26 protein-coding genes and 2 pseudogenes are annotated in these 22640 nt (G+C 45.9%); 24 read left to right on the top strand and 4 right to left on the bottom strand.

From position 1 onward, the window contains the following. The first annotated feature begins 75 nt into the window (after window positions 1-75). The 3 genes and pseudogenes from RBH91_RS19500 to RBH91_RS19490 all read left to right on the top strand — a co-directional run. Window positions 76-210, top strand: a complete 135-nt coding sequence (locus RBH91_RS19500; protein WP_307892618.1) for a hypothetical protein — start codon at window positions 76-78, stop codon at window positions 208-210. A gap of 45 nt (window positions 211-255) precedes the next feature. Beyond that, window positions 256-390, top strand: coding sequence for an SLC13 family permease (locus RBH91_RS19495; protein WP_307892617.1), 135 nt, complete (start codon window positions 256-258; stop codon window positions 388-390). Continuing rightward, window positions 381-1103: pseudogene (locus RBH91_RS19490) on the top strand (IS3 family transposase); the annotation flags it as partial. The gene RBH91_RS19495 and the pseudogene RBH91_RS19490, both read left to right, overlap by 10 nt. Before the next feature lie 68 nt (window positions 1104-1171). On the opposite strand, the gene RBH91_RS19485 reads toward RBH91_RS19490, so the two are convergent. Beyond that, window positions 1172-1654, bottom strand: coding sequence for a MarR family transcriptional regulator (locus tag RBH91_RS19485; RefSeq protein WP_076761089.1), 483 nt, complete (start codon window positions 1652-1654; stop codon window positions 1172-1174). Window positions 1655-1852: 198 nt separating this feature from the next. Here RBH91_RS19485 and hprK point away from each other — a divergent pair, with 198 nt between their 5' ends. The 5 genes from hprK to RBH91_RS19460 are packed head-to-tail and all read left to right on the top strand — an operon-like array spanning window position 1853 to window position 5733. After that, window positions 1853-2785: an HPr(Ser) kinase/phosphatase gene (gene hprK / locus RBH91_RS19480; protein WP_076761088.1), complete on the top strand. Its 933-nt coding sequence runs from the start codon at window positions 1853-1855 to the stop codon at window positions 2783-2785. A gap of 11 nt (window positions 2786-2796) precedes the next feature. Further along, window positions 2797-3609: a prolipoprotein diacylglyceryl transferase gene (lgt, locus tag RBH91_RS19475; protein ID WP_076761087.1), complete on the top strand. Its 813-nt coding sequence runs from the start codon at window positions 2797-2799 to the stop codon at window positions 3607-3609. 24 nt (window positions 3610-3633) lie between these two features. Next, window positions 3634-4581, top strand: a complete 948-nt coding sequence (locus RBH91_RS19470) for a nucleoside recognition domain-containing protein (protein ID WP_307892616.1) — start codon at window positions 3634-3636, stop codon at window positions 4579-4581. Next, on the top strand, window positions 4571-5218 hold the full coding sequence (ppaX, locus tag RBH91_RS19465) for a pyrophosphatase PpaX (RefSeq protein WP_076761086.1): 648 nt from the start codon (window positions 4571-4573) through the stop codon (window positions 5216-5218). Before RBH91_RS19470 ends, ppaX begins: the two co-directional genes overlap by 11 nt. Beyond that, the gene (locus tag RBH91_RS19460) at window positions 5215-5733 is read left to right on the top strand and encodes an acyltransferase (RefSeq protein ID WP_307892615.1); all 519 of its coding nucleotides are present in this window, start codon (window positions 5215-5217) and stop codon (window positions 5731-5733) included. Before ppaX ends, RBH91_RS19460 begins: the two co-directional genes overlap by 4 nt. Window positions 5734-5751: 18 nt before the next feature. On the opposite strand, the pseudogene RBH91_RS19455 reads toward RBH91_RS19460, so the two are convergent. Further along, window positions 5752-6318: pseudogene (locus RBH91_RS19455) on the bottom strand (pectate lyase). 262 nt (window positions 6319-6580) lie between these two features. On the opposite strand from RBH91_RS19455, the gene RBH91_RS19450 reads away from it, so the two are divergent. Then, window positions 6581-7612: a glycosyl hydrolase family 18 protein gene (locus tag RBH91_RS19450; RefSeq protein WP_307892614.1), complete on the top strand. Its 1032-nt coding sequence runs from the start codon at window positions 6581-6583 to the stop codon at window positions 7610-7612. Window positions 7613-7730: 118 nt separating this feature from the next. Here RBH91_RS19450 and RBH91_RS19445 read toward each other — a convergent pair whose 3' ends face one another. Next, complete coding sequence (locus RBH91_RS19445; protein WP_076761083.1) at window positions 7731-8480, bottom strand: C39 family peptidase; 750 nt, start codon at window positions 8478-8480, stop codon at window positions 7731-7733. 232 nt (window positions 8481-8712) lie between these two features. Here RBH91_RS19445 and RBH91_RS19440 point away from each other — a divergent pair, with 232 nt between their 5' ends. The 8 genes from RBH91_RS19440 to hisIE are packed head-to-tail and all read left to right on the top strand — an operon-like array spanning window position 8713 to window position 15137. After that, on the top strand, window positions 8713-9888 hold the full coding sequence (locus RBH91_RS19440; protein WP_307892613.1) for an ATP phosphoribosyltransferase regulatory subunit: 1176 nt from the start codon (window positions 8713-8715) through the stop codon (window positions 9886-9888). Then, a complete protein-coding gene (gene hisG, locus RBH91_RS19435; protein WP_307892612.1) occupies window positions 9881-10522 on the top strand; it encodes an ATP phosphoribosyltransferase in 642 nt (213 codons plus the stop codon). The genes RBH91_RS19440 and hisG overlap by 8 nt, the downstream gene beginning before the upstream one ends. Then, the gene (hisD, locus tag RBH91_RS19430) at window positions 10519-11799 is read left to right on the top strand and encodes a histidinol dehydrogenase (RefSeq protein ID WP_307892611.1); all 1281 of its coding nucleotides are present in this window, start codon (window positions 10519-10521) and stop codon (window positions 11797-11799) included. Before hisG ends, hisD begins: the two co-directional genes overlap by 4 nt. After that, window positions 11799-12383 carry an imidazoleglycerol-phosphate dehydratase HisB gene (gene hisB, locus RBH91_RS19425; RefSeq protein ID WP_307892610.1) on the top strand — a complete coding sequence of 195 codons (585 nt, stop codon included), beginning with the start codon at window positions 11799-11801 and terminating at the stop codon, window positions 12381-12383. Before hisD ends, hisB begins: the two co-directional genes overlap by 1 nt. Beyond that, window positions 12384-13022 (top strand): imidazole glycerol phosphate synthase subunit HisH, encoded by a 639-nt coding sequence (hisH, locus tag RBH91_RS19420; protein ID WP_307892609.1) that lies wholly within the window; start codon window positions 12384-12386, stop codon window positions 13020-13022. It abuts the gene before it with no gap. Then, on the top strand, window positions 13019-13756 hold the full coding sequence (hisA, locus tag RBH91_RS19415; RefSeq protein ID WP_307892608.1) for a 1-(5-phosphoribosyl)-5-[(5-phosphoribosylamino)methylideneamino]imidazole-4-carboxamide isomerase: 738 nt from the start codon (window positions 13019-13021) through the stop codon (window positions 13754-13756). The genes hisH and hisA overlap by 4 nt, the downstream gene beginning before the upstream one ends. Continuing rightward, on the top strand, window positions 13753-14511 hold the full coding sequence (gene hisF, locus RBH91_RS19410; protein WP_307892607.1) for an imidazole glycerol phosphate synthase subunit HisF: 759 nt from the start codon (window positions 13753-13755) through the stop codon (window positions 14509-14511). Before hisA ends, hisF begins: the two co-directional genes overlap by 4 nt. Then, complete coding sequence (gene hisIE / locus RBH91_RS19405) at window positions 14508-15137, top strand: bifunctional phosphoribosyl-AMP cyclohydrolase/phosphoribosyl-ATP diphosphatase HisIE (RefSeq protein ID WP_307892606.1); 630 nt, start codon at window positions 14508-14510, stop codon at window positions 15135-15137. The genes hisF and hisIE overlap by 4 nt, the downstream gene beginning before the upstream one ends. 78 nt (window positions 15138-15215) lie before the next feature. On the opposite strand, the gene RBH91_RS19400 is transcribed toward hisIE, so the two are convergent. After that, complete coding sequence (locus RBH91_RS19400; RefSeq protein ID WP_307892605.1) at window positions 15216-15695, bottom strand: GNAT family N-acetyltransferase; 480 nt, start codon at window positions 15693-15695, stop codon at window positions 15216-15218. A gap of 325 nt (window positions 15696-16020) precedes the next feature. On the opposite strand from RBH91_RS19400, the gene RBH91_RS19395 reads away from it, so the two are divergent. The 7 genes from RBH91_RS19395 (at window position 16021) to RBH91_RS19365 (ending at window position 22621) form a co-directional block, all read left to right on the top strand. Then, entirely contained in the window at window positions 16021-17478 is a 1458-nt protein-coding gene (locus RBH91_RS19395; RefSeq protein ID WP_307892604.1) for a tetratricopeptide repeat protein, read from the top strand. Between the two features lie 178 nt (window positions 17479-17656). Continuing rightward, window positions 17657-18607 carry a thioredoxin-disulfide reductase gene (trxB, locus tag RBH91_RS19390; protein WP_307892603.1) on the top strand — a complete coding sequence of 317 codons (951 nt, stop codon included), beginning with the start codon at window positions 17657-17659 and terminating at the stop codon, window positions 18605-18607. Between the two features lie 418 nt (window positions 18608-19025). Continuing rightward, the gene (locus RBH91_RS19385; RefSeq protein ID WP_094777312.1) at window positions 19026-19499 is read left to right on the top strand and encodes an 8-oxo-dGTP diphosphatase; all 474 of its coding nucleotides are present in this window, start codon (window positions 19026-19028) and stop codon (window positions 19497-19499) included. Window positions 19500-19519: 20 nt separating this feature from the next. Further along, window positions 19520-20407 carry an RNase adapter RapZ gene (gene rapZ / locus RBH91_RS19380; RefSeq protein ID WP_076761070.1) on the top strand — a complete coding sequence of 296 codons (888 nt, stop codon included), beginning with the start codon at window positions 19520-19522 and terminating at the stop codon, window positions 20405-20407. 1 nt (window position 20408) lies between these two features. Next, complete coding sequence (locus RBH91_RS19375) at window positions 20409-21362, top strand: gluconeogenesis factor YvcK family protein (protein ID WP_307892602.1); 954 nt, start codon at window positions 20409-20411, stop codon at window positions 21360-21362. Window positions 21363-21389: 27 nt separating this feature from the next. Continuing rightward, window positions 21390-22340, top strand: a complete 951-nt coding sequence (whiA, locus tag RBH91_RS19370) for a DNA-binding protein WhiA (RefSeq protein WP_076761068.1) — start codon at window positions 21390-21392, stop codon at window positions 22338-22340. Between the two features lie 23 nt (window positions 22341-22363). Then, a complete protein-coding gene (locus tag RBH91_RS19365) occupies window positions 22364-22621 on the top strand; it encodes an HPr family phosphocarrier protein (protein WP_076761067.1) in 258 nt (85 codons plus the stop codon). Window positions 22622-22640: the final 19 nt, after the last annotated feature.

The following is a 22640-nucleotide window of genomic DNA, read 5'->3' as shown; positions in this document are numbered from 1 at the left end:
CACTACGAATGGGTTCTCCATCCTTTTTTATCATTCTATAGGTATGTAAACGGTTTATTGTAGGGGGAGGGGCTTATGTTAACGCTTATTGGTTTGCTGATTATTTTAACGATTGTCGTATTGCTGATTTGGGGAAAAGCAAGTCCGATTGTTGCCATGGTGCCTTTGATAGGGGCGCTCATTGCTGGATTTGGCATCAATGATATTTAAACCTTTTTTGAAGAAGGGATTATCAAAGTACTGCCAGTGGCGACCATGTTTATCTTCGCCATTTTATTTTTTGGCATTTTACAAGATACAGGGTTCTTTGAACCTGTAATCAAAGCATTAATCAAGCTGACAAAGGGGAATGTTGTCACCGTTTCCATGGGTACAGCTGCAAGGATCTGACTAAGAGTAACTCTAAGAGGCGACTAGAAAAACAAATCGGCACGTTGTGCCGAGAGCACAAGTATCGATATGGATATCGGAAAATCACAGCCATACTAAAAAAGAGAATGCGTTTAACCATAAAACTGTTCAACGTATCATCCAGAAAAACCAGTGGCAGTGCCGGGTTAAAGTGAAAAAGCGTAAGAAGAATGGGCAGCCCTATGCCGTGGTCGATAATATACTGGATCGGAACTTTCAGTCTGACCGCCCTCTTGAAAAACTAGTAACGGACATCACGTATTTGCCTTATAGACAGAAACAATTGTACCTTTCCAGTATATTGGATTTATACAATGGAGAAGTGATTGCTTTTACGATTGGGGATAAGCAGGACACAGACTTTGTCTTAAACACACTTGTTCAGTTGCCAACACTGCTAAGAACTGCGTGTTACATAGCGACCAAGGTTCTGTGTATACATCTTACGAGTATCAGAAAGCTGTTAATATAAAAGGCATTACCATGAGCATGTCCCGCAAAGGGACGCCCGCTGATAATGCCTCCATCGAATCGTTTCATTCCTCACTAAAGTCTGAAACGTTCTATCTTAACAGCATTGATCGAACTACGACCGCCATCGTAGAACGCACTGTCAAAGAATACATTCATTATTATAACAACATTCGTATTAAACGAAACTAAACAACCAATCACCGGTAAACTATTGGTAATTGGCTGTATAAAGGTGTTTTGATCCCTGTCTCAAAAACAGGGGTCAGTCCCATCGGCTGCAGCTTTTTTATTCTTCTTGATTCGCTTTAAGCGCTTTTTCAAGAATGGTGAGGCCTTCATTTACTTTGTTTTTTTCCTGCTCGCTCAGCATTTGGAGCGCTTTTTTTAGTTTTTCATGCCCTTTTTGATACAAGTTTCGAAAAATATTTTTCGCTTCTTCTGTTAATTCGACAACGATTGTTCTCCGATCTTGTACTGAGTGTGTTCTTTTAATAAAGTTTGCTTGCTCGAGACGGCTGAGCAGACCTGTCATATTCGAAAGGGAGGCTCCCATTTTTTCGGCAATTTCAGAGACTTTCAATGTTCCATGGTTGTTGAGAAGCATTAATACTTTCATTTGCGGCATACTGATATCGAGTTTCATCCATTCTGAGACATCTCCGAGTCCGGCGGCTGTCAGCACTTTCATATAAAGAACCCATGTTTCTTTTTCTTCTGGGGATAGGATATCCTCATTCAGCACAGTTGTGTCGTGAATGTTGTATTTCACGGTCTTTTCACTTCCTTTAATCGTTTCCTCTTTTCATACTACTGATTTTTTGCTATGAAAGAAAGTCCGGCTGATCATGAGTTGTTTGATCGACGATAAGACGTCCACTTTTTAAAAAATGTTTTAGGTTCATTTTGAAAGTGATAGAATAAAGCTGAATGTCTAGTTCTTCATCGGAGAAGAGGAGGGTGCATCAACGTGCCGAAAGTTCGAACAAAAGATGTGATGGATCAATTCAAGCTGGAGCTAATCAGCGGAGAAGAAGGAATCAACCGCCCGATCACGATGAGTGATTTATCCAGACCAGGGCTTGAAATGGCGGGGTATTTTACATATTATCCAAAAGAAAGAGTTCAGTTGCTGGGAAAAACTGAAATTACCTTTTTTGAGAAGCTTCCTCAGGAAGAAAAAAAGCAGCGGATGCTTTCTTTATGTACTGAAATTACGCCGGCGATCATTCTGTCGCGGGATCTGCCGATTCCGTCTGAACTGATTGCAGCTTCCGAAGAAAACGGTGTGCCTGTGCTGCGTTCACCATTAAAGACAACGCGCTTGACCAGCCGCCTGACGAATTTTCTTGAAAGCCAGCTTGCTCCGACGACTGCGATTCACGGAGTGCTTGTCGATGTTTACGGCGTCGGGGTTTTAATCATTGGAAAGAGCGGCGTCGGCAAAAGTGAAACGGCATTGGAGCTTGTTAAAAGAGGCCACCGTCTTGTTGCGGATGACTGCGTGGAGATCAGGCAAGAGGATCAGGATACATTGATCGGAAGCGCGCCCGAATTAATTGAACATCTCCTTGAAATCAGAGGTCTCGGCATTATCAATGTCATGACTTTATTTGGCGCTGGCGCTGTCAGAAGTTTTAAACGGATTACCCTTGTGATGAGCCTCGAGCTTTGGGAGCAGGGAAAACAATATGACCGTTTGGGGCTTGAAGAAGAAAAAATGAAAATTATCGATACTGACATTCCAAAGCTGACCATTCCGGTCCGTCCGGGAAGAAACCTTGCCGTCATTATTGAAGTGGCTGCCATGAACTTCAGACTGAAGCGAATGGGTCTGAATGCGGCGGAGCAATTCACCAATAAGCTGGCGGACGTGATTGAAGATGGCGACCTTGAAGAATAGGAGCTGACAAAATGAACGAAACGATTGAACCTTTAAATCCCATTGCTTTGCAACTTGGGCCGATTGCCGTCCACTGGTACGGCATCATTATCGGTTTTGGCGCTTTGCTGGGATTGTGGCTGGCGGTCAGGGAAGGCGAACGGAGGGGACTCCATAAAGATACCTTTGTTGATCTGGTGCTGTTTGCGATCCCGATTGCCATTTTATGTGCGAGGGCGTACTATGTCATTTTTCAATGGGGCTATTACAGCGAACACCCCGATCAGATCATTCAGATATGGAACGGCGGCCTTGCGATCCACGGCGGCCTGATAGGGGCTGTGCTGACGGGAATCATCTATGCAAAGGTCAAAGGCCTTTCATTTTGGAAGCTGGCCGATATCGCGGCTCCGAGCATCCTGCTGGGCCAGGCGATCGGCCGCTGGGGAAACTTTATGAATCAGGAAGCGCACGGGGAAGCGGTATCGAGAGCGTTTCTCGAAAATCTGCATCTGCCTGATTTCATCATCAACCAAATGTATATTAATGGGCAATATTATCAGCCTACCTTTTTGTATGAGTCATTATGGAGCTTAACTGGAGTCATTGTTCTGCTTCTGTTAAGAAAAGCAAATTTAAAGAGAGGCGAACTGTTCTTAATCTATGTCATTTGGTATTCGATCGGACGCTGCTATATCGAAGGCCTCCGGACGGACAGCCTGATGCTGACGGAATCGCTTCGCATTGCACAGGTCATTTCGATTGTGCTGATTTTATGTGCGGCTGCGCTTATTTTGTTTAGACGTTTTAAAGGCGGAGAGATTAAACGATACCAAGAGATGTAGGTTTTCATTAAAGGGGAGACAGCAATGAAGGGAACCTTAAAAGCCGGATTGGAAGCGGGGCTGAAAACGACGTGGACGCTCGGAAAAGTGATTTTTCCGGTTACGCTGATTGTCAGCCTGCTCCAGCATACACCGGTGATGGACTGGATAATCAAGATGATCACTCCGGCGATGGGAATTTTCGGCCTTTCGGGTGAGGCGGCGATACCGCTTGTGTTAGGCAATATGCTTAACCTGTATGCCGGGATTGCAGGGATTTTGACACTTGACTTAACTGTCAAAGAAGTTTTTATATTGGCTGTCATGCTGTCGTTTTGCCACAACCTGATCATCGAATCGACGGTCGCTTCAAGGGTCGGAATTAAAATAGGGATCATTCTGCTTGTGCGCATCGGACTTGCCGGCTTCTCGGCCGTCATCATCAATCTTGTGTGGCACGGAGGGCAGGAAGCGGCCAAATACGGTTTGATTTCGGCAAAAAGCGCGGCTCCGTCCGGGTGGTTTGAAATTGCCGTTGAAGCTGTTGCAAAAGCGGGGCTGGGGATACTTCAGCTTGCCGTCATCGTGATACCGCTGATGGTCATCATTCAATATATGAGAGACTTAGGCTGGCTGAATACTTTTTCAAAGTGGTTTGCACCGCTGATGAGATTGCTCGGAATGAAAGAAAACACATCAATGACAATGGTTGCCGGACTGACGATCGGATTGGCGTACGGAGCCGGTGTCATGATCAAAGCCGTTGAGGAAGACGGTGTCAGCAAACGCGATGTGACGCTTGCCTTCATATTTCTCGTTGCCTGCCATGCTGTTGTTGAAGACACGCTCGTATTTATTCCGCTCGGCATTCCGGTCTGGCCGCTTCTTGTCATCAGACTTGTGACTGCGGTTCTTTTGACGGTCGCCGTTTCGCGTTTGTGGAAAAAGCCGGGCTATTCCGTTCGGAGAAAGGGAGCTTTGTATGAAAATTAATACTGTTTTATTTGATTTGGATGGAACGCTTATCAATACAAACGAGCTGATTATCGCATCATTTTTGCATACGCTCGATCATTATGCCCCGGGCCGCTATAAGCGGGAGGATGTGCTTGCATTTATCGGTCCTTCCCTTTACGACACCTTCAGCGGTATACATAAGGATAAAACAGATGAAATGATCAGAGTGTACCGTGAATTCAATCATAAAATGCATGATGAGCTTGTAACAGAGTATGATACGGTTTTTGAGACGCTTAACCGCTTAGCGGACGAAGGGTATAAGCTCGGCATTGTCACGACCAAACTGCGCGATACCGTCAACATGGGCCTTAAGCTGACCGGCCTCGATTCTTTTTTTGAAACTGTGGTGACCCTTGATGACGTAGAGCGGGCCAAACCGGACCCGGAGCCTGTCTTGCTCGCGCTTTCCAAGCTCGGCAGCCGTCCTGAGGAAGCAATCATGATCGGTGATAACTACCATGACATTTTGGCAGGAAAAAATGCGGGGACAAAAACCGCAGGCGTAGCCTGGACGATTAAAGGCGAAGAAAGCCTTGCCAAGCATCGCCCTGATTATATGCTGGGCAAGATGAACGATCTCCTTCAGATTCTTGGAGTGGAGACAGCTTGAGAAGAACGAAGCGTTATCCTGTGTCAGGCGCCAACTCCTTATGGCACGTCTATCAAACGGTTCCGTTTTTCAAAGTGGTCAAAAACTTCATCGTGATTCAAGCGGCCCGCTATACGCCGTTTTTGGGGATCAAAAATTGGATGTACCGGACGTTTTTGCGAATGAAGATCGGTGATCAAAGTTCATTTGCCCTGATGGTCATGCTGGACGTGATGTTTCCCGAAAAAATTTCTGTCGGCCGAAATACTGTGATCGGATACAATACGACGATTCTAGCCCACGAGTATTTGATTAAAGAGTATCGGCTCGGTGAGGTCGTCATCGGTGATGAAGTGATGGTCGGAGCAAATACGACGATCCTTCCCGGTGTTGAAATTGGTGACGGCGCGGTCATCTCCGCCGGCACGCTCGTCCATAAAGACGTGCCGCCCGGCGCATTTGTCGGTGGCAATCCAATGCGGCTCATCTATACAAAAGAAGAAATGGAAAAACGTTTGGAACCCCCTGTTGAATAAACAGCAAGGGGCTGCAGCTTAAAATTCGTGATTGTTCCTTTCAATAACATGTTTCACCCCGATCCATTTCTGTCCGACTTCACGATCTCGTATTAGTCATCGTGACAGAAAACTTGTGCTGCTAATAGCTTCTTTCATGTTTATAGACACCGAAACCTTAAAGGTGGAGCCCCCGAGCTGGCGAATGAACTTGCCGCCTTGATCAGCGGCGAAGTTTTTTACCGTAAATGTGCTTGATTTGAAATGTTTGATCTGAACCAATGCGCGCAGATCCCCCGTCAACCGTGACCTTTCTTTCCTGTTTGACAGTCAGCGCATCATCTTCCTAAACGACATTATTGGCAAAAGCGTTTCTCTAAGTGTGAACGCCATCTACTAGCAGGGGCGCGCCGAGCCCGGCGCTTTTAAGTGTTGCGCCATCCTTCACTCTGCCGTCTCCAAGGTCAGGGCCTGCTGCCAAACGTTCCCCCTGTTATCCTAAGTCTCTCCTTTTCCAACGACGATCGTTAGATGAACGGTCTCAACCGCCGAAGCTTTTTCAGGCAAAGCTTGTCCCAAATCCCCGATAAAACCAATCCTATTTATGAATTACACAATTTTTGAAAACAGACCCGTTTCTTTTCATGATTCTTAACCATGAATGAGTAGAAGACAACCTTTTTCACTAATCAAATGAAACACAGAAAAGGACAACTCTGTTTTAATTCTGATATTTTCAAGTGTAGACAGCACTATTATTTAACAGAGAAAGTGACCTAAAAAAGCCTTTTATTCCTCAGAAAATTCACACTTTGCTTATCTGTTTTCGTGTTAAAATGTGTAAAAAGGAAAAAGGAGGAACTTGGCAATGAAAAAGAACTTGTGGATATGGATGACGCTTTCGGCTCTTTTAACATTTTTTACATATGCAAAAGCAGATGCTGCCGAGAACATGATTCTTGGCTATACGACAGGAGACAGCGCTTCATATCAATCACTTACGGCGTATCATAGCTATATCGACTCTATCGCGACCGATACGTTTGCTTTTGATGCAAAGGGAAATCTCATAGGCGAGACCCCTGAAAACCAGCTTGCATTTGCAAAAAAGAACCGGATTAAGACATGGGCCGTGATCTCAAATTATAGCGAATCGATTCAAGATTTTGACGGAGATTTAGCCTCCCAGGTCATCACAGACGAAACAAGCAGAAAACATTTGACAGATCAGCTCGTAAGCCTGGCAAAAGAGCATGGTTATGATGGAATCAATATCGATTTTGAAGCGGTTTTTCCAGAAGACCGCGCGGCGTATTCAAGCTTTATCCAATATGTCTCAGAGTCCCTAGAAAGAGAGCAGATTCAGATCATGGTTTCCGTGCCGGCAAAAAGTGCGGATGATCCTGAGGATGATTGGAGCTGGCCTTATGATTACGCCAAAATTGGACAGGCTGCCGATTATGTGCAAGTGATGACTTATGACGAACATGGCAGCTGGAGCGATCCGGGCTCTGTTGCAAGTATGGACTGGATCAAAAGCTCTCTGAAATTTGCAGTCCGAGAAATCAGCGCAGGCAAAGTGATCATGGGGATTCCTTCGTATGGGTATGATTGGGATTTAACCGATCAAGAGAATAACGCATTAAAACAGTGGAATGAGATTCAGATGCTTAAAAACGAGACGGGAGCCAAACCGGCATACGATGCACAAACAGCATCTATGACTTTTTCCTATGTCGATCAAGTGCGCCACCGGCATGTTGTTTGGTATGAAAACGAAGCCACCGTGGAAATGAAAAGCCGTCTTTCAAACGATTATCATCTTGCTGGGGTCTCTGTCTACTCTTTAGGCTATGAATCCGAATCCTTCTGGCAGGCTGTTCAGACAGGTACAAAATAAAAAACGGGCTTGCCGAAAATGTCCATTCATTGGATTGATCGGCAGGCTCTATTTTGTTTTAAGCAAAAGGAGGACATGAAAAAGAGCTGGATTTTTTCCGTTCCAGCTCTTTTTTATTTTAAGAAGCAATCACAATCGCCTGGCTGCCCATTTGTTCCCATGAGTTTTCAAAGCTGGTTTTGTCTGCTTTCCGGTTTTTATAGCCATATGGATCATTCAAGTAAACATAGTCTTCATCATAGCCTGTAACCGCGACACTATGAACGCTGTAAGTCACATCGGCTGTGCCTGTCGGGGTATCCCACGTTTCCATATCGTTTACCGTACTGAAATTCACAGTGGTAATGACCCAGACCGGTCTCCCTTGATTCAGCTGTTTGTAGATGGCTTCAGGGCTGTTTCCCGTCAGGTCAATGGCTTTGTTTCCCGCATAGGATGAGGCCAAATCGTAAACCGGGCCGTGATAGACGCTGAGTCCGGGGCCGTTTTCCATATCGCCGACAAAGCCGTCATTTGGGTTTCCTTTTAAGCCGTTTTCATACTGCAAAGGCACCCTTTTTACTTTTTCAGCGAGTTCATTTTTTGTTACGTCATATCCGCTGTAGTTTAAAATCATCGCCAAGCTGGCTACTTCACAGCCGTTATAAAGCTTTGGCGGGTCCATTTGTTTAATTAATGGAACATCCAGCGGTTCACGTTCCGCCTGTTTTTTCGTTTTAGTTTTCACTTCTTCGCTATCCGCAGATGTCTGATTGGATGCGCGCTTTTCTGTCAGCGGACTTTGTACTTCTTTAGAAAACAATATGAACACAGTAATGATAACGGATGTAAAGAAAAGTGCGGCAAAAAGTGTTTTGAAGAAATTCATATTCAGTCTCCTGTTCCCGATAGTACTAATTAACTGTGAATGAGTAAAGCATTGCATTTTTATTATATCATCAAGATGTTCACGAAATAAAAGTTAGCATTTGCCAGAGCCAAATGACCCATTTTGTAAGCGGTTGTTGATTTCGACTCTTTTATCTGTTAGCATATTATCATATTAGCGAACTAAAGGATTCGGAATTTTCCTTCTAACGTTTTTGGGGGTGCAAGTGCATATGTTTATGTTTGAAAAACCGCACGGTATGAGAGACACATTGCCAGGGCTTTATGAAACAAAGAAAAAGGTGCGCTCTTCATTGACAGAGGTCATGAGTCTGTGGGGATATCAATTCATGGAGACGCCGACACTCGAATTTTATGATACGGTCGGAGTTCAGTCGGCCATTTTAGATCAGCAGCTTTTTAAGCTCCTTGACCAGGAGGGGCAGACGCTTGTGTTAAGGCCTGACATGACCGCTCCTATTGCAAGGGTGGCGGCGTCAAAGCTTCATAAGGAAAACCACCCGCTCCGGGTAGGATATGCGGCAAATGTTTACAGGGCGCAGGAACGGGAAGGCGGCCGCCCTGCCGAATTTGAACAAATCGGGGTCGAACTGATTGGCGATGGAACAACAAGCGCTGATGCAGAAGTGATTGCACTTGCTATTTTTTCACTTAGAAATGCAGGACTGACCTCTTTTAAAATTTCGATTGGTCATGTCGGCATTGCCGATGCTTTGTTTATGGAGGTTGTGGGCAATGAAGAGAGAGCGCATGTGCTAAGGCGTTTCTTATATGAAAAAAATTATGTCGGCTATCGGGAGCATGTGAAGACGTTGAATTTATCATCCATCGATAAAAGCAGGCTGCTTGAACTTTTGGAGCTCAGAGGCGGTGTTGAAACGTGCAGCCAGGCAATGACGCTAGTCGATTCGGAAAAAGGAAAAAATGCGATCTCAGAGCTTGAGGCTCTTTGGGAGACGCTTGGCGACTATGGATGCACGAATGATGTCAAACTCGATTTAAGCATGGTCAGCCATATGAGCTACTATACCGGCATTTTATTTGAAATATACGCTGAAAACGTAGGTTTTCCAATTGGAAACGGCGGCCGCTATGATCAGCTTCTCGGTCATTTCGACTTTCCGGCTCCGGCCACCGGCTTTGGAATCCGGATTGACAGACTGCTTGAAGCCTTAAACCCAGAAGAGATGCAGGAAAAAATGGATGTCGTGATTTTCAGCACAAAACAGCGGGCAGAAGCAATCAAATTTGCCGAAGAAGAACGGTGCAAGGGTAGAAAAGTCGTTGTCCAGGATTTATCGGGAATTGAAAATATCGATCAGATGACAAAATCTTTTCAAAAAGTGACCTATTTTATCGGGGCCAGAAAGGAAGAACAGCATGGGTAAGATATTGACGATTGCGATGCCGAAAGGGCGGATTTTTGAGGAAGCCGCCGGAATGCTGCGGCAAGCCGGTTATCAGCTTCCTGAAGAATTCGATGATTCAAGAAAACTGATCATTGATGTACCAGAAGAAAATCTTCGTTTTATTCTGGCAAAGCCGATGGATGTGACGACATATGTGGAACATGGAGTGGCTGATGCCGGAATCGCCGGCAAAGATGTCATGCTGGAAGAAGAGCGCGATGTCTACGAAGTCCTCGATTTAAAAATCAGCAGATGCCATCTTGCTGTGGCCGGCCTGCCGCATACAGCGCACAGCGGAGTTGCATCCCGGGTCGCGACAAAATATCCGAATGTCGCTTCAAGCTATTTCAGGGAGCAGGGAGAGCAGGTGGAAATGATCAAGCTGAACGGTTCAATCGAGCTTGCTCCGCTCATCGGCCTTGCGGACCGGATCGTAGATATTGTTTCAACAGGACAGACTTTACGGGAAAACGGACTGGTTGAAACAGAAAAAATTTGCGACATTACCTCACGATTGATTGTAAATCCCGTCAGCTACCGAATGAAAGATGAAGTGATTGATGAAATGGCTTCACGGCTTTCTCTTATTGTGGAAGGGGATAAGACAAAATGAAAATGACATCCATCAGCGGAAAGACTGCTGTTTCGCTAAAACGCACCATCGGTTCAGGCACGGAAGAACAGAGAAAAACAGTCAGCACAATCATCGAGGAAGTAAAGAAAAACGGGAACGCGGCTGTTTCTGCTTTTACTAAGCGATTTGACGGAGCTGATGTTGCTGATCTCCGCGTAACCGAACAGGAAATGAAAGAAGCGTACGGCATGATGAAACAGAGTGAGATCGACATTTTAAAATCGGCCATCTGCAACATCAAAGAGTATCATGAACGTCAGCTGGCATCCTCATGGTTTTATCACCGGAAGGACGGAACGATGCTCGGCCAAAAAATCACGCCGCTTGATTCAGCAGGTGTTTACGTTCCGGGCGGTACGGCTGCTTATCCTTCATCCGTCCTGATGAATGTGATTCCGGCGCTCGCCGCGGGAGTCGAACGCATCGTCCTCGTCACTCCGCCGGGAAAAGACGGCAAATTATCGCCAGGCGTATTGGCTGCGGCAGCAGAGCTAGGCATCAAAGAAATGTACAAAATGGGGGGAGCTCAGGCGATTGCGGCATTGGCATACGGAACGGAAACGATTGCTCCCGTCGATAAGATCACGGGACCCGGGAACATTTATGTCGCTTTGGCAAAGCGGGAAGTATTTGGCCAGGTTGACATTGATATGATCGCAGGGCCGAGCGAAATCGCCGTTCTTGCCGATCAGACGGCAGATCCGCGGGAAATTGCCGCCGACCTGCTTTCACAAGCGGAACATGACACGATGGCGTCAAGCGTTCTCGTCACAGATTCCCGTCCGCTTGCCGAAGCTGTTCAAAAAGAAGTGGATCAGCAGCTGGAACGTCTGCCGAGAAAAGAGATTGCCCGTCAGTCGATTGAGAACTACGGCCGTATTTATGTTGCAGAAACACTTGATGAAGCCGTCTCTGCCGTCAATGAGCTCGCCCCTGAACACCTTGAAATATTAACGGTGCAGCCTGAGGCGCTGCTAGGAAAGATCAGGCATGCCGGCGCCATTTTCTTGGGACGGTACAGTTCTGAGCCTGTCGGCGATTATTTTGCTGGGCCGAATCATGTGCTGCCGACGAATGGAACAGCCAGATTCTCAAGCCCGCTCAATGTCACAGACTTTCAAAAGCGATCAAGCATCATTTCATACAGCAGGGAAGCTTTTTCTGAGAATGCTGAGAAAATTGCAGCCTTTGCCAGATTGGAAGGACTTGAAGCCCACGCAAGAGCCATTGAATCCAGAATCCGGGAGGAAGACTGATGAGAAAAGCCGAAAGGGCTAGAAAAACCAATGAAACAGACATTAAACTATCCATCAATATTGATGGGGAAGGAAAAGCGGATATTCAAACGGATGTGCCGTTTATGACGCATATGCTTGATTTATTCACAAAGCACGGCCAATTTGACGTTTCTGTAGAGGCGAAAGGCGATGTGGAAATCGATGACCACCATACGACAGAGGACATCGGGATTTGCCTGGGACAGGCGCTGTTGGAAGCGCTCGGGGATAAAAAAGGCATTAAACGCTACGGCTCAAGTTTAGTGCCGATGGATGAAGCGCTTGCCCAGGTTGCAGTCGATTTAAGCAACAGGCCGCACCTTGAATTCAGGGCCGAGCTGCCGAGCGGGAAAGTGGGGACATTTGATACTGAGCTAGTCCACGAATTTTTATGGAAGCTTGCTCTCGAAGCGAGGATGAATCTTCATGTCATCGTTCACTACGGAACGAATACCCATCACATGATTGAAGCTATTTTTAAAGCCCTCGGCCGCGCGCTTGATGAAGCGACAATGATTGATCCCCGTATCAAAGGAATTCCATCAACGAAAGGGATGCTGTAAATGATCGGTGTCATTGATTACGGTATGGGAAATCTGTACAGCGTTTCTAAAGCGCTGGAACGGATCGGTGCACCATATTTTGTGTCAGATCGGATCGGTGAGCTGCAGAAAGCGGACAGCTACATTCTTCCAGGAGTCGGCGCTTTCAGGGATGCGATGGAGATTTTGGATAAAACAGGCCTGAAAATCTTTATTCAGGATGCTGTCAGTGAAGGAAAGCTTCTTCTCGGCATTTGCCTCGGCATGCAGCTTTTGTTTGAAGAGAGCGAGGAGCAGGGAGCAACAGAGGGGCTCGCCCTTTTAAAGGGGAAAGTCACCAAGCTCGAGGAGCGCGGTCCATTGGGAAACCGGCTGAAAGTCCCCCACATGGGCTGGAATCGCCTCACAATCCACCGCGATTCTCCGCTCTTAAAGGAAACTGACGAAGGATACGCTTATTTTGTCCATTCCTATTATGTCAGCGGAATGGATGAAGAAGCTTTGCTGGCCAGTGCGGATTACGGTGTGCGCGTACCCGCCGTCGTCGGTTTTGACAATGTGTACGGAGCCCAGTTCCATCCGGAAAAAAGCAGTACGGTCGGAATGTCCATTTTAAAGCAGTTCAAACAGCTGACAGAAGAACAGAAGGTGAAAAAATGAGTGAATTTATTTTATATCCGGCTATCGATATGAGAAATGGCAAATGCGTAAGACTTGTGCAGGGAGACTATGCAAAAGAAACAGTATACGGCGACTCTCCGCTTGAAATGGCGTCGTTGTTTGCCAAAGAAGGAGCAAAATGGATTCATCTCGTTGATTTGGACGGCGCCAGAGAAGGGAAAAAAGTAAACGACAGCCATGTGATATCTATCGCCAAAGAACTGAATGTCAACGTACAGGTCGGCGGCGGCATCAGAACCGAAAAGGATGTGTATGAATATCTATCACAAGGCGTAGAAAGAGTGATTTTAGGAAGCTCTGCCGTTTCAAATCCGAATTTTGCGAAAAAGATGCTGAACACTTACGGTCATCACATCGCGATCGGTCTTGATGCGAGAGACGGCTTTGTTTCGACGGAAGGCTGGCTTGAAATGTCGGCGGTGAGAGCGGAAGAGCTTGGCCGTGAGCTTGCAAATGAAGGTGCAGAGGTTTTTATTTTTACGGACATTGCAACAGACGGAATGCTGTCCGGCCCGAATATCGGCAGCACGGTTGAGCTCGCAAAAATAACCGGTAAACAGGTCATTGCCTCAGGAGGCGTCAGCTCTCTCACTGATCTTGAAGCATTGGCCGGCCGCCGTATGGACGGCGTCAGCGGCGCTATTGTCGGAAAAGCTCTTTATACGAACCAATTCACTGTGTCTGAAGCGCTTGAAAGGGTGGGGAGCAAGTGATTACAAAGCGAATTATCCCGTGTCTGGATGTGAAGGACGGCCGGGTTGTCAAAGGCATTCAATTTCTTGAATTAAAAGATGCCGGGGATCCTGTAGAACTGGCTGAGATATATGACGAAGAAGGCGCAGATGAGCTCGTCTTTCTCGATATTTCCGCTTCTCACGAAGGGAGAAAAACGATGGTTGATGTCGTCGAAAGAGTGGCGGCCAAGCTGGCTATTCCTTTCACCGTCGGCGGCGGCATCAATCGTTTGGAAGATATGAAAACGATTTTGAGGGCCGGAGCAGACAAAGTGTCCGTTAATACGGCCGCGGTTCTCCGTCCGGAGCTGATTACGGAAGGCGCGGCTTTCTTCGGTTCGCAATGCATCGTCGTCGCTATTGATGCAAAATACGATCAAGATGAAGACCGCTATTTTGTTTACACTCACGGCGGCCGGAATAAGACAGACCTTGAAGCGGCATCGTGGGCGAAGGAAGCCGTTCAGAGGGGGGCCGGCGAAATCCTGTTGACGAGCATGGATTCAGACGGAGAGAAAAACGGTTTTGACCACAGATTGACAAAGCTTGTATCAGAAGCTGTTTCAGTCCCGGTCATTGCTTCAGGAGGCGCGGGAAATGCCGCACATATGCACGCAGTGTTTAAAGAAGGCCAAGCGGACGCCGCTTTGGCTGCTTCGATTTTTCATTATAAAGAAACGTCTGTGAAAGAAGTAAAAGCTTATTTAAACGAGCGCGGGGTGAATGTAAGATGATAACGGCAGATGAATTGACATTTAATGAAGCCGGTCTGATCCCGGCGATCGTCCAGGATGCAGCAAGCAAAGAGGTGCTGACCTTGGCATATATGAATAAAGAATCGTTTGAAAAAACGCTGGAAACGAGGGAAACATGGTTTTTCAGCCGATCCCGCGGGGAGCTTTGGCATAAAGGGGCGACATCCGGGAATGTCCAGCATGTCAAAGACATCCGCCTTGACTGTGATCAAGACGCACTTGTCGTGCTTGTCGAACCAGCCGGACCTGCCTGCCATAAAGGAAGCTACAGCTGTTTCACATCAATGGACGACAGAAAGGCGGCAGGCGGCGGCCGTTTCGCCATCATAAACGAGCTTGAAGCCGTGATTGCCAAACGGCAGGCGGAAATGCCTGAAGGCGCCTATACAACTTATTTATTTCATGAAGGCATTGATAAGATTTTGAAAAAAGTCGGCGAAGAAGCCGCGGAAGTCATTATCGCTTCAAAAAACAGGGATCATGAAGAATTGAAATGGGAAGCGGCGGATCTTATTTATCATCTGCTTGTCCTCTTAAGGGAACAGTCCCTCCCGCTTGATGATGTACTGGAAGTGCTGAAAAAACGCCATAAAGGAACAGAATAAGCGTGAAAGTTTACTTGCCAAAAGGGATTGCATGCCCTTTTGGTTGTTTTTTTTGCCCGTTTGGAGCCTTTCATTTGCTTATTTAACTTTCAGGCTCATCACGATCTGCTCTCCGATGGGGCCCATTTTTCTTTCGCCGGTGTCAACAAACCCGGTTTTTAAATACAGATGCTGAGCAGCTGTGTTTTTTTGATTGACAGCTAAAACGACTTCATCACAATGGCTGAATTCCCTGCTGATCCATTCCGGAAGCTTCAGCATCCCTTTTTTTCCGCAGCCTCTGCCTTGCTGCTTATGATCAATTGATAAAGCGGTCAAGAGCATCGCTTTAGGATTTTCTGAATAGTCCTTTACTCTCTCAGTAGCGTGCAGAATAAAAAATCCAACAGGCGTCCCTTCGTTTAAAATGACGATTGGATGCTGTCCGGACGCATCTGTTAAGACATCTTTAGGAAGCGCGGTAAATGGGCTTTGTTCTGCAGGAAGCTCGAACTCATTCAGTTCAGCTGAATGCTCGTCCGAGAAATGCGCCAATTCAATTGAGCTGTTGTTTTGCATAGCATAACCCCCTTGTTTATTATCATATAATGGGAACGTACTTTCGTCATCCGTTTTCGCTGAAATCAGTTTAGAGAACAGGAGTGGAAAATTCTCTTTTGAAAGGCTGTTGACTGGAAAATGATCGTTAAAAATGAAAACACTCAGCCGATATAAAACGTAAACCGCCGATGCAGACTTGAGCAAAAAACGATTTTGGTTTCGTCACCAGACACCAAAAGTGGAAAATGCAGAGAATTTTCTCGAAACTTGTTTTTGGCCTATTAAGCCTGAAGGAAACTATGTTATACTACTCACGGTATACAGTTTGAAATGGAGGGTATCTGTGGGAAAGTACACTTCTGAACATCATAAAAATACGAGGATTGTCCAGCTTTTTCAAGATGGGCAATATTTTTATCATAAAGGGCTCAAAGCATACAGAGAACGAAATTTATCCCGCGCGAGCAAACTCATCCAGAGAGCGATTTTTCTTGAACCGGACAATACGGGCATGCTGTCTCAGCTTGCTGTCATTTATACAGAAATGGGTTTTTACCAGCAATCAAATGAACTTTTAGACTTTATTCTGAAAAACATCAATGAAAAAATGACAGAATGCTACTATTTTAAAGCGAATAATTATGCGCATCTTGGTCTTTTCCAAGAAGCTTATAAAGCAGCTGAGACTTACATGAAAGAAGATCCCAATGGCGAGTTCAGCGCGGAAAATGCAGAGCTCCTTGAATTATTGGATATGGGAGAAGAAGATCAAGGCTACTCAGAGTACGACCAGGATGATTTAATCCTTAAACAGGATCGGGCTAAGTCGCTGCTGGAGAACGGACAGCTTCAGGAGTCCATTGTGATGCTTGAAGAGATTATAGCCGATTATCCGGAATTTTGGTCAGCTTATAATAATCTGGCGCTTGCTTATTTTTACGCAGGGGATGTTCAAAAAGCAAAGACGACGATTTTTACCGTTTTAGAAAAAAGCCATGGAAATCTGCATGCGCTTTGCAATCTGCTTATTTTTTACCACTATGAGCGGAAGGATGAAAAGGTTCGGGATCTTTCTGAACAGCTATCCAATATTTATCCGATGCTGCTTGAACAAAGGTATAAGCTCGGCGCCACACTTTCGCTCGTCGGCAGGTATGACCTCGGGTTTAAATGGCTGAAATCTCTTTACCGCATGGGATTTGAAGGAGATGAAACCTTTTATTACTGGCTCGCCTGCACCGCTTACTTTACCGGCCGCACTCAGTTTGCCCGGTCCGTATGGAAGAAGATGCAGGAGGAGTACCCTGATGCCGCCCGCATGGAGCCGTGGAAAGAACGGCAAGAAAAGGCACCCGTCCAGCGAACGCTTGAGGAACGCCTCGCCGCATACTATATAAGCGGAAGAAAAGGGGAGAAGGAACAGCTTCAAGCTGTGCTTGATTCAAACATCGCAAAAACGTCGTTTGAAGACCAATTTGTCAGGCTTGTGCTTTACGGTGAAGACGGGGCTGTTGCTTCAAAGGATGCACTCCTTGCCTACAGAACCGCGAAAGCGATTGAACAAGCGGATCGGTCAGCGATCGAACAAGAGGCGATGTGTTTTTGGATATTTCATGTCATTCAGCAGATCAGGGCTTACGGCCTTCAGCTGAAAAACGCCGGCGGTTTGGCTGCAGCCATTTATTTCATCTGGAAAACAGAGCACCGGGAGCGTCTCACCAAATCTGAAACGGCAAAGCTTTTCAGCATTTCTCCGGGAACGCTTACGAAATATGAACGTACATTAAAAGAACACCTTTAAAAACAGGTTTGAACTGACCATTCAGCCTGTTTTATTTATTGTGTGAGCAAAAAAATAGCGCTTATTCATGATATTTTATAGGATATGGGTAAGGAAGATACAAGAAGGGAATCTTATTTAGAGGATTGGACTGCTTGCCAGCATAAGCAGCAAGAAGATTCATGAAGGAGTGAACATTGTGTCAGAAGAAAAAATTTATGACTGCATTATTATAGGAGCGGGTCCTGCAGGTATGACAGCGGCCGTCTACACGTCGAGAGCGAACCTGTCAACCTTGATGGTTGAAAGAGGAGTTCCCGGCGGGCAAATGGCCAATACAGAAGATGTTGAAAACTATCCGGGGTTTGAAAGCATTCTGGGGCCGGAACTTTCAAATAAAATGTTTGAACACGCGAAAAAGTTTGGTGCGGAATATGCATACGGCGATATTAAAGAAGTCGTTGACAATGGAGACTATAAGGTCGTCAAAGCGGGTTCAAAAGAATTTAAAGGACGCGCTGTCATCATCACAGCAGGCGCTGAATACAAGAAGCTCGGCGTTCCGGGCGAAAAAGAGCTTGGCGGCCGCGGTGTTTCTTATTGTGCGGTATGTGACGGCGCATTCTTTAAAAACAAAGAGCTTGTCGTTGTCGGCGGCGGAGATTCCGCTGTAGAAGAAGGCGTCTACTTAACCCGTTTCGCTTCTAAAGTAACGATCGTTCACCGCCGCGATAAGCTGAGAGCGCAAAGCATTCTTCAGGCTCGAGCGTTTGATAACGAAAAAATCGATTTTATCTGGAACAAGACGGTAAAAGAAATCCATGAACAAGATGGAAAAGTCGGCAAAGTAACGCTTGTCGATACAGTGACAGATGAAGAAGAAGAATTCCGCACCGACGGCGTCTTTATCTACATCGGCATGCTGCCGCTGTCTGAGCCGTTTAAAAACCTTGGCATCACAAATGAAGAGGGCTATATCGTAACCAACGAACGCATGGAAACAAAAGCGGAAGGGATTTTTGCCGCGGGGGACATCCGTGAAAAAACCCTTCGCCAAATTGTCACGGCAACAGGAGACGGAAGCATTGCAGCCCAGAGTGTTCAGCATTATATTGAAGAGCTGAAGGAGAAAGAAAAGGCTGTAAAATAACGCATTCTAATCGTCATCATGTTTTAACCGCCCTGTAACACCAGTGAAACAATTATTCGTTATGATTGGTACAGTAATTGACCCCCTTTTATAATGAATTCTTTTGGCACGGATGATCATGTCCGTGTCCTTTTTTTGCACTATTTTTCCTAAAAGTGTAATTTTTACAAATTTTCACAATTTGTTCATATTTACATGATGAATAAGCGGATTTTGCTGTAAAATAGAATGAAAGTACGGTTTTCGCAAGCGCTTCCATTCGCTGGCGGTCTTAATTTAGAATAGGCTCAGGCACGTTCCCAAAAAAGGGCGGCTGGATTTATGAAAAGGCGATTTTTGCAGTTGGGCTGCATGTTCATTGTGAGCGGCATCAGGAAGCGGTATAATAGAAAAAAGAATTGAAGGAATTAAAGGATGGGTGACAGACTTGCAAAGAGTGACGAATTGTGTGCTGATTTCAGATGATCAAGTCCTTTTGCTGCAAAAACCGCGCAGGGGCTGGTGGGTAGCTCCCGGCGGGAAAATGGAGAGCGGGGAAACAGTCAGGGATGCCGTCATCAGGGAATACCGCGAAGAGACGGGCCTATATGTGCTAAACCCGCAGTTGAAAGGGATATTCACCTTCATCATAAAAGAAAATGACCAGGTTGTATCAGAATGGATGATGTTCACGTTCGTCGCCGATCATTATACAGGCAGACATGTAGATGAGTCTGAGGAAGGCATCATTCAGTGGCATCAGGCAGGAGAAATAGAGAACTTGCCGATGGCGCCCGGCGATGTTCACATTCTCGACTTTATGCTGAAAGGCGAAGGACTGCTTCACGGCACCTTTACGTATACATCTGACTTTGAACTGCTGTCCTACCGTCTGGACCCGCAGAGCGACTAAACATAAGGGGGGAAAGAAGCATGAATGCGAATGGAGTCCATGAAATTCGGCTTGTGATTATAACCGGAATGTCAGGAGCAGGAAAAACAGTGGCGATTCAAAGTTTTGAAGACCTCGGTTTTTTCTGTGTTGATAATTTGCCGCCATCTTTGCTTCCGAAGTTTTTGGAGCTGATGAAAGAGTCAAATTCGAAAATGAGCAAGGTGGCCTTAGTGATGGATTTGCGCGGCCGTGAGTTTTTTGACAGGCTGATTGAGGCGCTTGATGAAATTGGAGAAACATCTTGGATCACTCCGCGCATTTTGTTTTTAGATGCAAAGGATTCGATTCTCGTTTCAAGGTATAAAGAGACAAGGCGGTCCCACCCTCTGGCCACAACAGGGCTGCCGCTGGAGGGAATTGAAACCGAACGGGAGCTTTTGGAAGAACTGAAAGGGCGCTCTCAGATTATTTACGACACATCTGACATGAAGCCGAGGGACCTGCGCGAAAAAATCGTCCAGCATTTTGCGACAGACCAGGGCCACACCTTTACGGTGAATGTGATGTCCTTTGGTTTTAAATACGGAATTCCGATTGACGCAGACCTTGTATTTGATGTGAGGTTTCTGCCAAATCCGTACTACATCGACAGTCTGAGACCGCTGACAGGAGAAGATCGCGAGGTATCCTCCTATGTGATGAAATGGAATGAAACACAAAAGTTCCTCGAAAAGCTGACAGAGCTTTTGGCCTTCATGCTTCCATCGTACAAGCGCGAAGGCAAAAGCCAGCTCGTCATTGCGATTGGCTGCACAGGCGGACAGCATCGTTCTGTGACGCTTGCGGAATACCTTGCCGATTATTTTAAAAAGGACTACTATACTCATGTTACTCACCGGGACATCGAGAAGAAAAGCAAAAAATAGCATGGCAGATCAGAAAAAAATCGCGATTTTTGGCGGGGGAACAGGACTTTCTGTTTTGCTGAGAGGATTAAAGCATCAGCCTGTCGACATTACGGCGATTGTGACAGTTGCAGACGACGGGGGAAGCTCGGGGCGATTGCGCAATGAACTGAAAATCCCTCCGCCCGGGGATGTCCGGAATGTGCTGGCTGCGTTATCCGATGTGGAGCCTCTCGTTGAAGACCTGTTTCAGCACCGCTTTAGCAAAGGCAGCGATTTAATCGGCCATTCATTAGGAAATTTAATTTTGGCGGCGATGACGAATATAACCGGTGATTTTTTTCACGCCGTCACCGAAATGAGCAAGGTTCTGAATGTACGGGGCAGGGTGCTCCCGGCTGCAAATACAAGCGTTGTGCTTCACGCGGAGATGGACGATGGGCGGATCATATCAGGAGAGTCGACGATACCGTCCTACGGCCAGCGGATTAAAAGGGTGTTTTTAACCCCTGAAAAGATCGAGCCTGTTCCGGAGACCATTGAAGCGATCCGTGAGGCGGATCTGATTATACTTGGCCCCGGCAGCCTTTATACGAGTATTTTGCCAAATTTGCTCGTCCCGAAGGTCAGGGAAGAAATTTTAGCCGCTTCGGCTAAGAAAGTCTATATTTGCAATGTGATGACTCAGCCTGGCGAAACGTTATATTACAGTGCTGCCGATCATGTAAAAGCGCTTAATCAGCATATGGACGGTTCGTTTATTGATACGATCCTCGTCAACAGCGAGGAAATTCCTGACGATATTCGGGAACGATATGCAAAAGAACTGGCTCAGCCTGTACAGTTCAACATTGATGATCTGTCTGCGATGGGGCTTGAAGTCATCAGAGATCAGATTGTGACGTATGAAAATGGCGTAATCCGCCACGATACACATAAAGTTGCTTCGCTTCTTGTTGAGTTGTTAAAAGAATAGCAGGCCTTGGAATGGGGGTGTCTATAAATGTCATTTGCATCGGAAACCAAAAAAGAACTTACAAACCTTGAAGTAAAGGATTGCTGCGCTAATGCGGAACTATCTGCCCTCATTCGGATGAACGGTTCATTGTCTTTCTCAAACCGAAAAGTGGTTCTCGATGTCCAAACCGAGAACGCGGCCATCGCAAGAAGGATTTATACATTGCTCAAAAAGCAATATGAAGTATCCGTCGAACTGTTGGTTCGAAAGAAAATGAGACTGAAAAAAAACAATGTGTACATCGTGCGTCTGATCGAAAACGCAAAATTCATTCTCGAAGATTTAAAAATTCTCGGAGGCAACTTTGTGATTGCCAGAAACATCTCAGAAGACCTTGTCAAGAAAAGATGCTGCAAACGTTCTTATATGAGAGGAGCGTTTTTGGCCGGAGGTTCTGTCAATAATCCGGAGACATCTTCGTACCATCTCGAAATTTTTTCGTTGTACAAAGAGCATAATGATTCATTATGCAGGCTCATGAACCTTTTTCATTTGAACAGCAAAACGCTGGAGCGGAAAAAAGGATATATCACTTATCTCAAGGAAGCCGAGAAGATCACTGAATTTTTAAATGTTATCGGCGCGCATAATTCCCTGCTTCGCTTTGAAGATGTCCGGATCGTGCGCGACATGAGAAACTCGGTGAACCGCCTCGTCAATTGCGAAACAGCTAATTTAAACAAGACGATCGGCGCTTCGCTCAGACAGGTAGAAAATATTAAATTCATTGATGAAAAAATCGGTCTTGATGCTTTGCCGGAAAAGCTGAGGGAAATCGCTCAGCTTCGCATCGATTATCAGGAAGTGACTTTAAAGGAACTAGGGGAAATGGTCACCAGCGGAAAAATCAGCAAATCGGGCATCAATCACCGCCTCAGAAAATTGGATGAAATAGCTGAACAGTTGCGTTCAGGACAATCTGTCTCTTTAAAATAATTGCAGGGAATGGGGGAGATCGTATGGTTCAACAAAAAGTGGAAATCCTTTTAAAAACAGGACTGCAGGCTCGGCCGGCGGCATTGTTTGTTCAGGAAGCCAACCGCTTTCAATCAGACATCTTTCTGGAAAAGGGAGATAAAAAAGTAAATGCAAAAAGTATTATGGGGCTGATGAGTCTTGCTGTCAGTTCGGGGTCAGAGGTCACGCTCATCGCCGACGGAACTGATGAACAAGATGCCCTTGATGTATTGACTGCATATGTTCAGGAAAAAAGCTAAACCTCTCTGGGGTTTGGCT

Source organism: Bacillus swezeyi (genome assembly GCF_030908325.1).
GTDB lineage: Bacteria > Bacillota > Bacilli > Bacillales > Bacillaceae > Bacillus > Bacillus swezeyi.
Note: the sequence above shows the minus strand (reverse complement) of the source record. Positions and strands in the feature narration are given on the sequence as shown.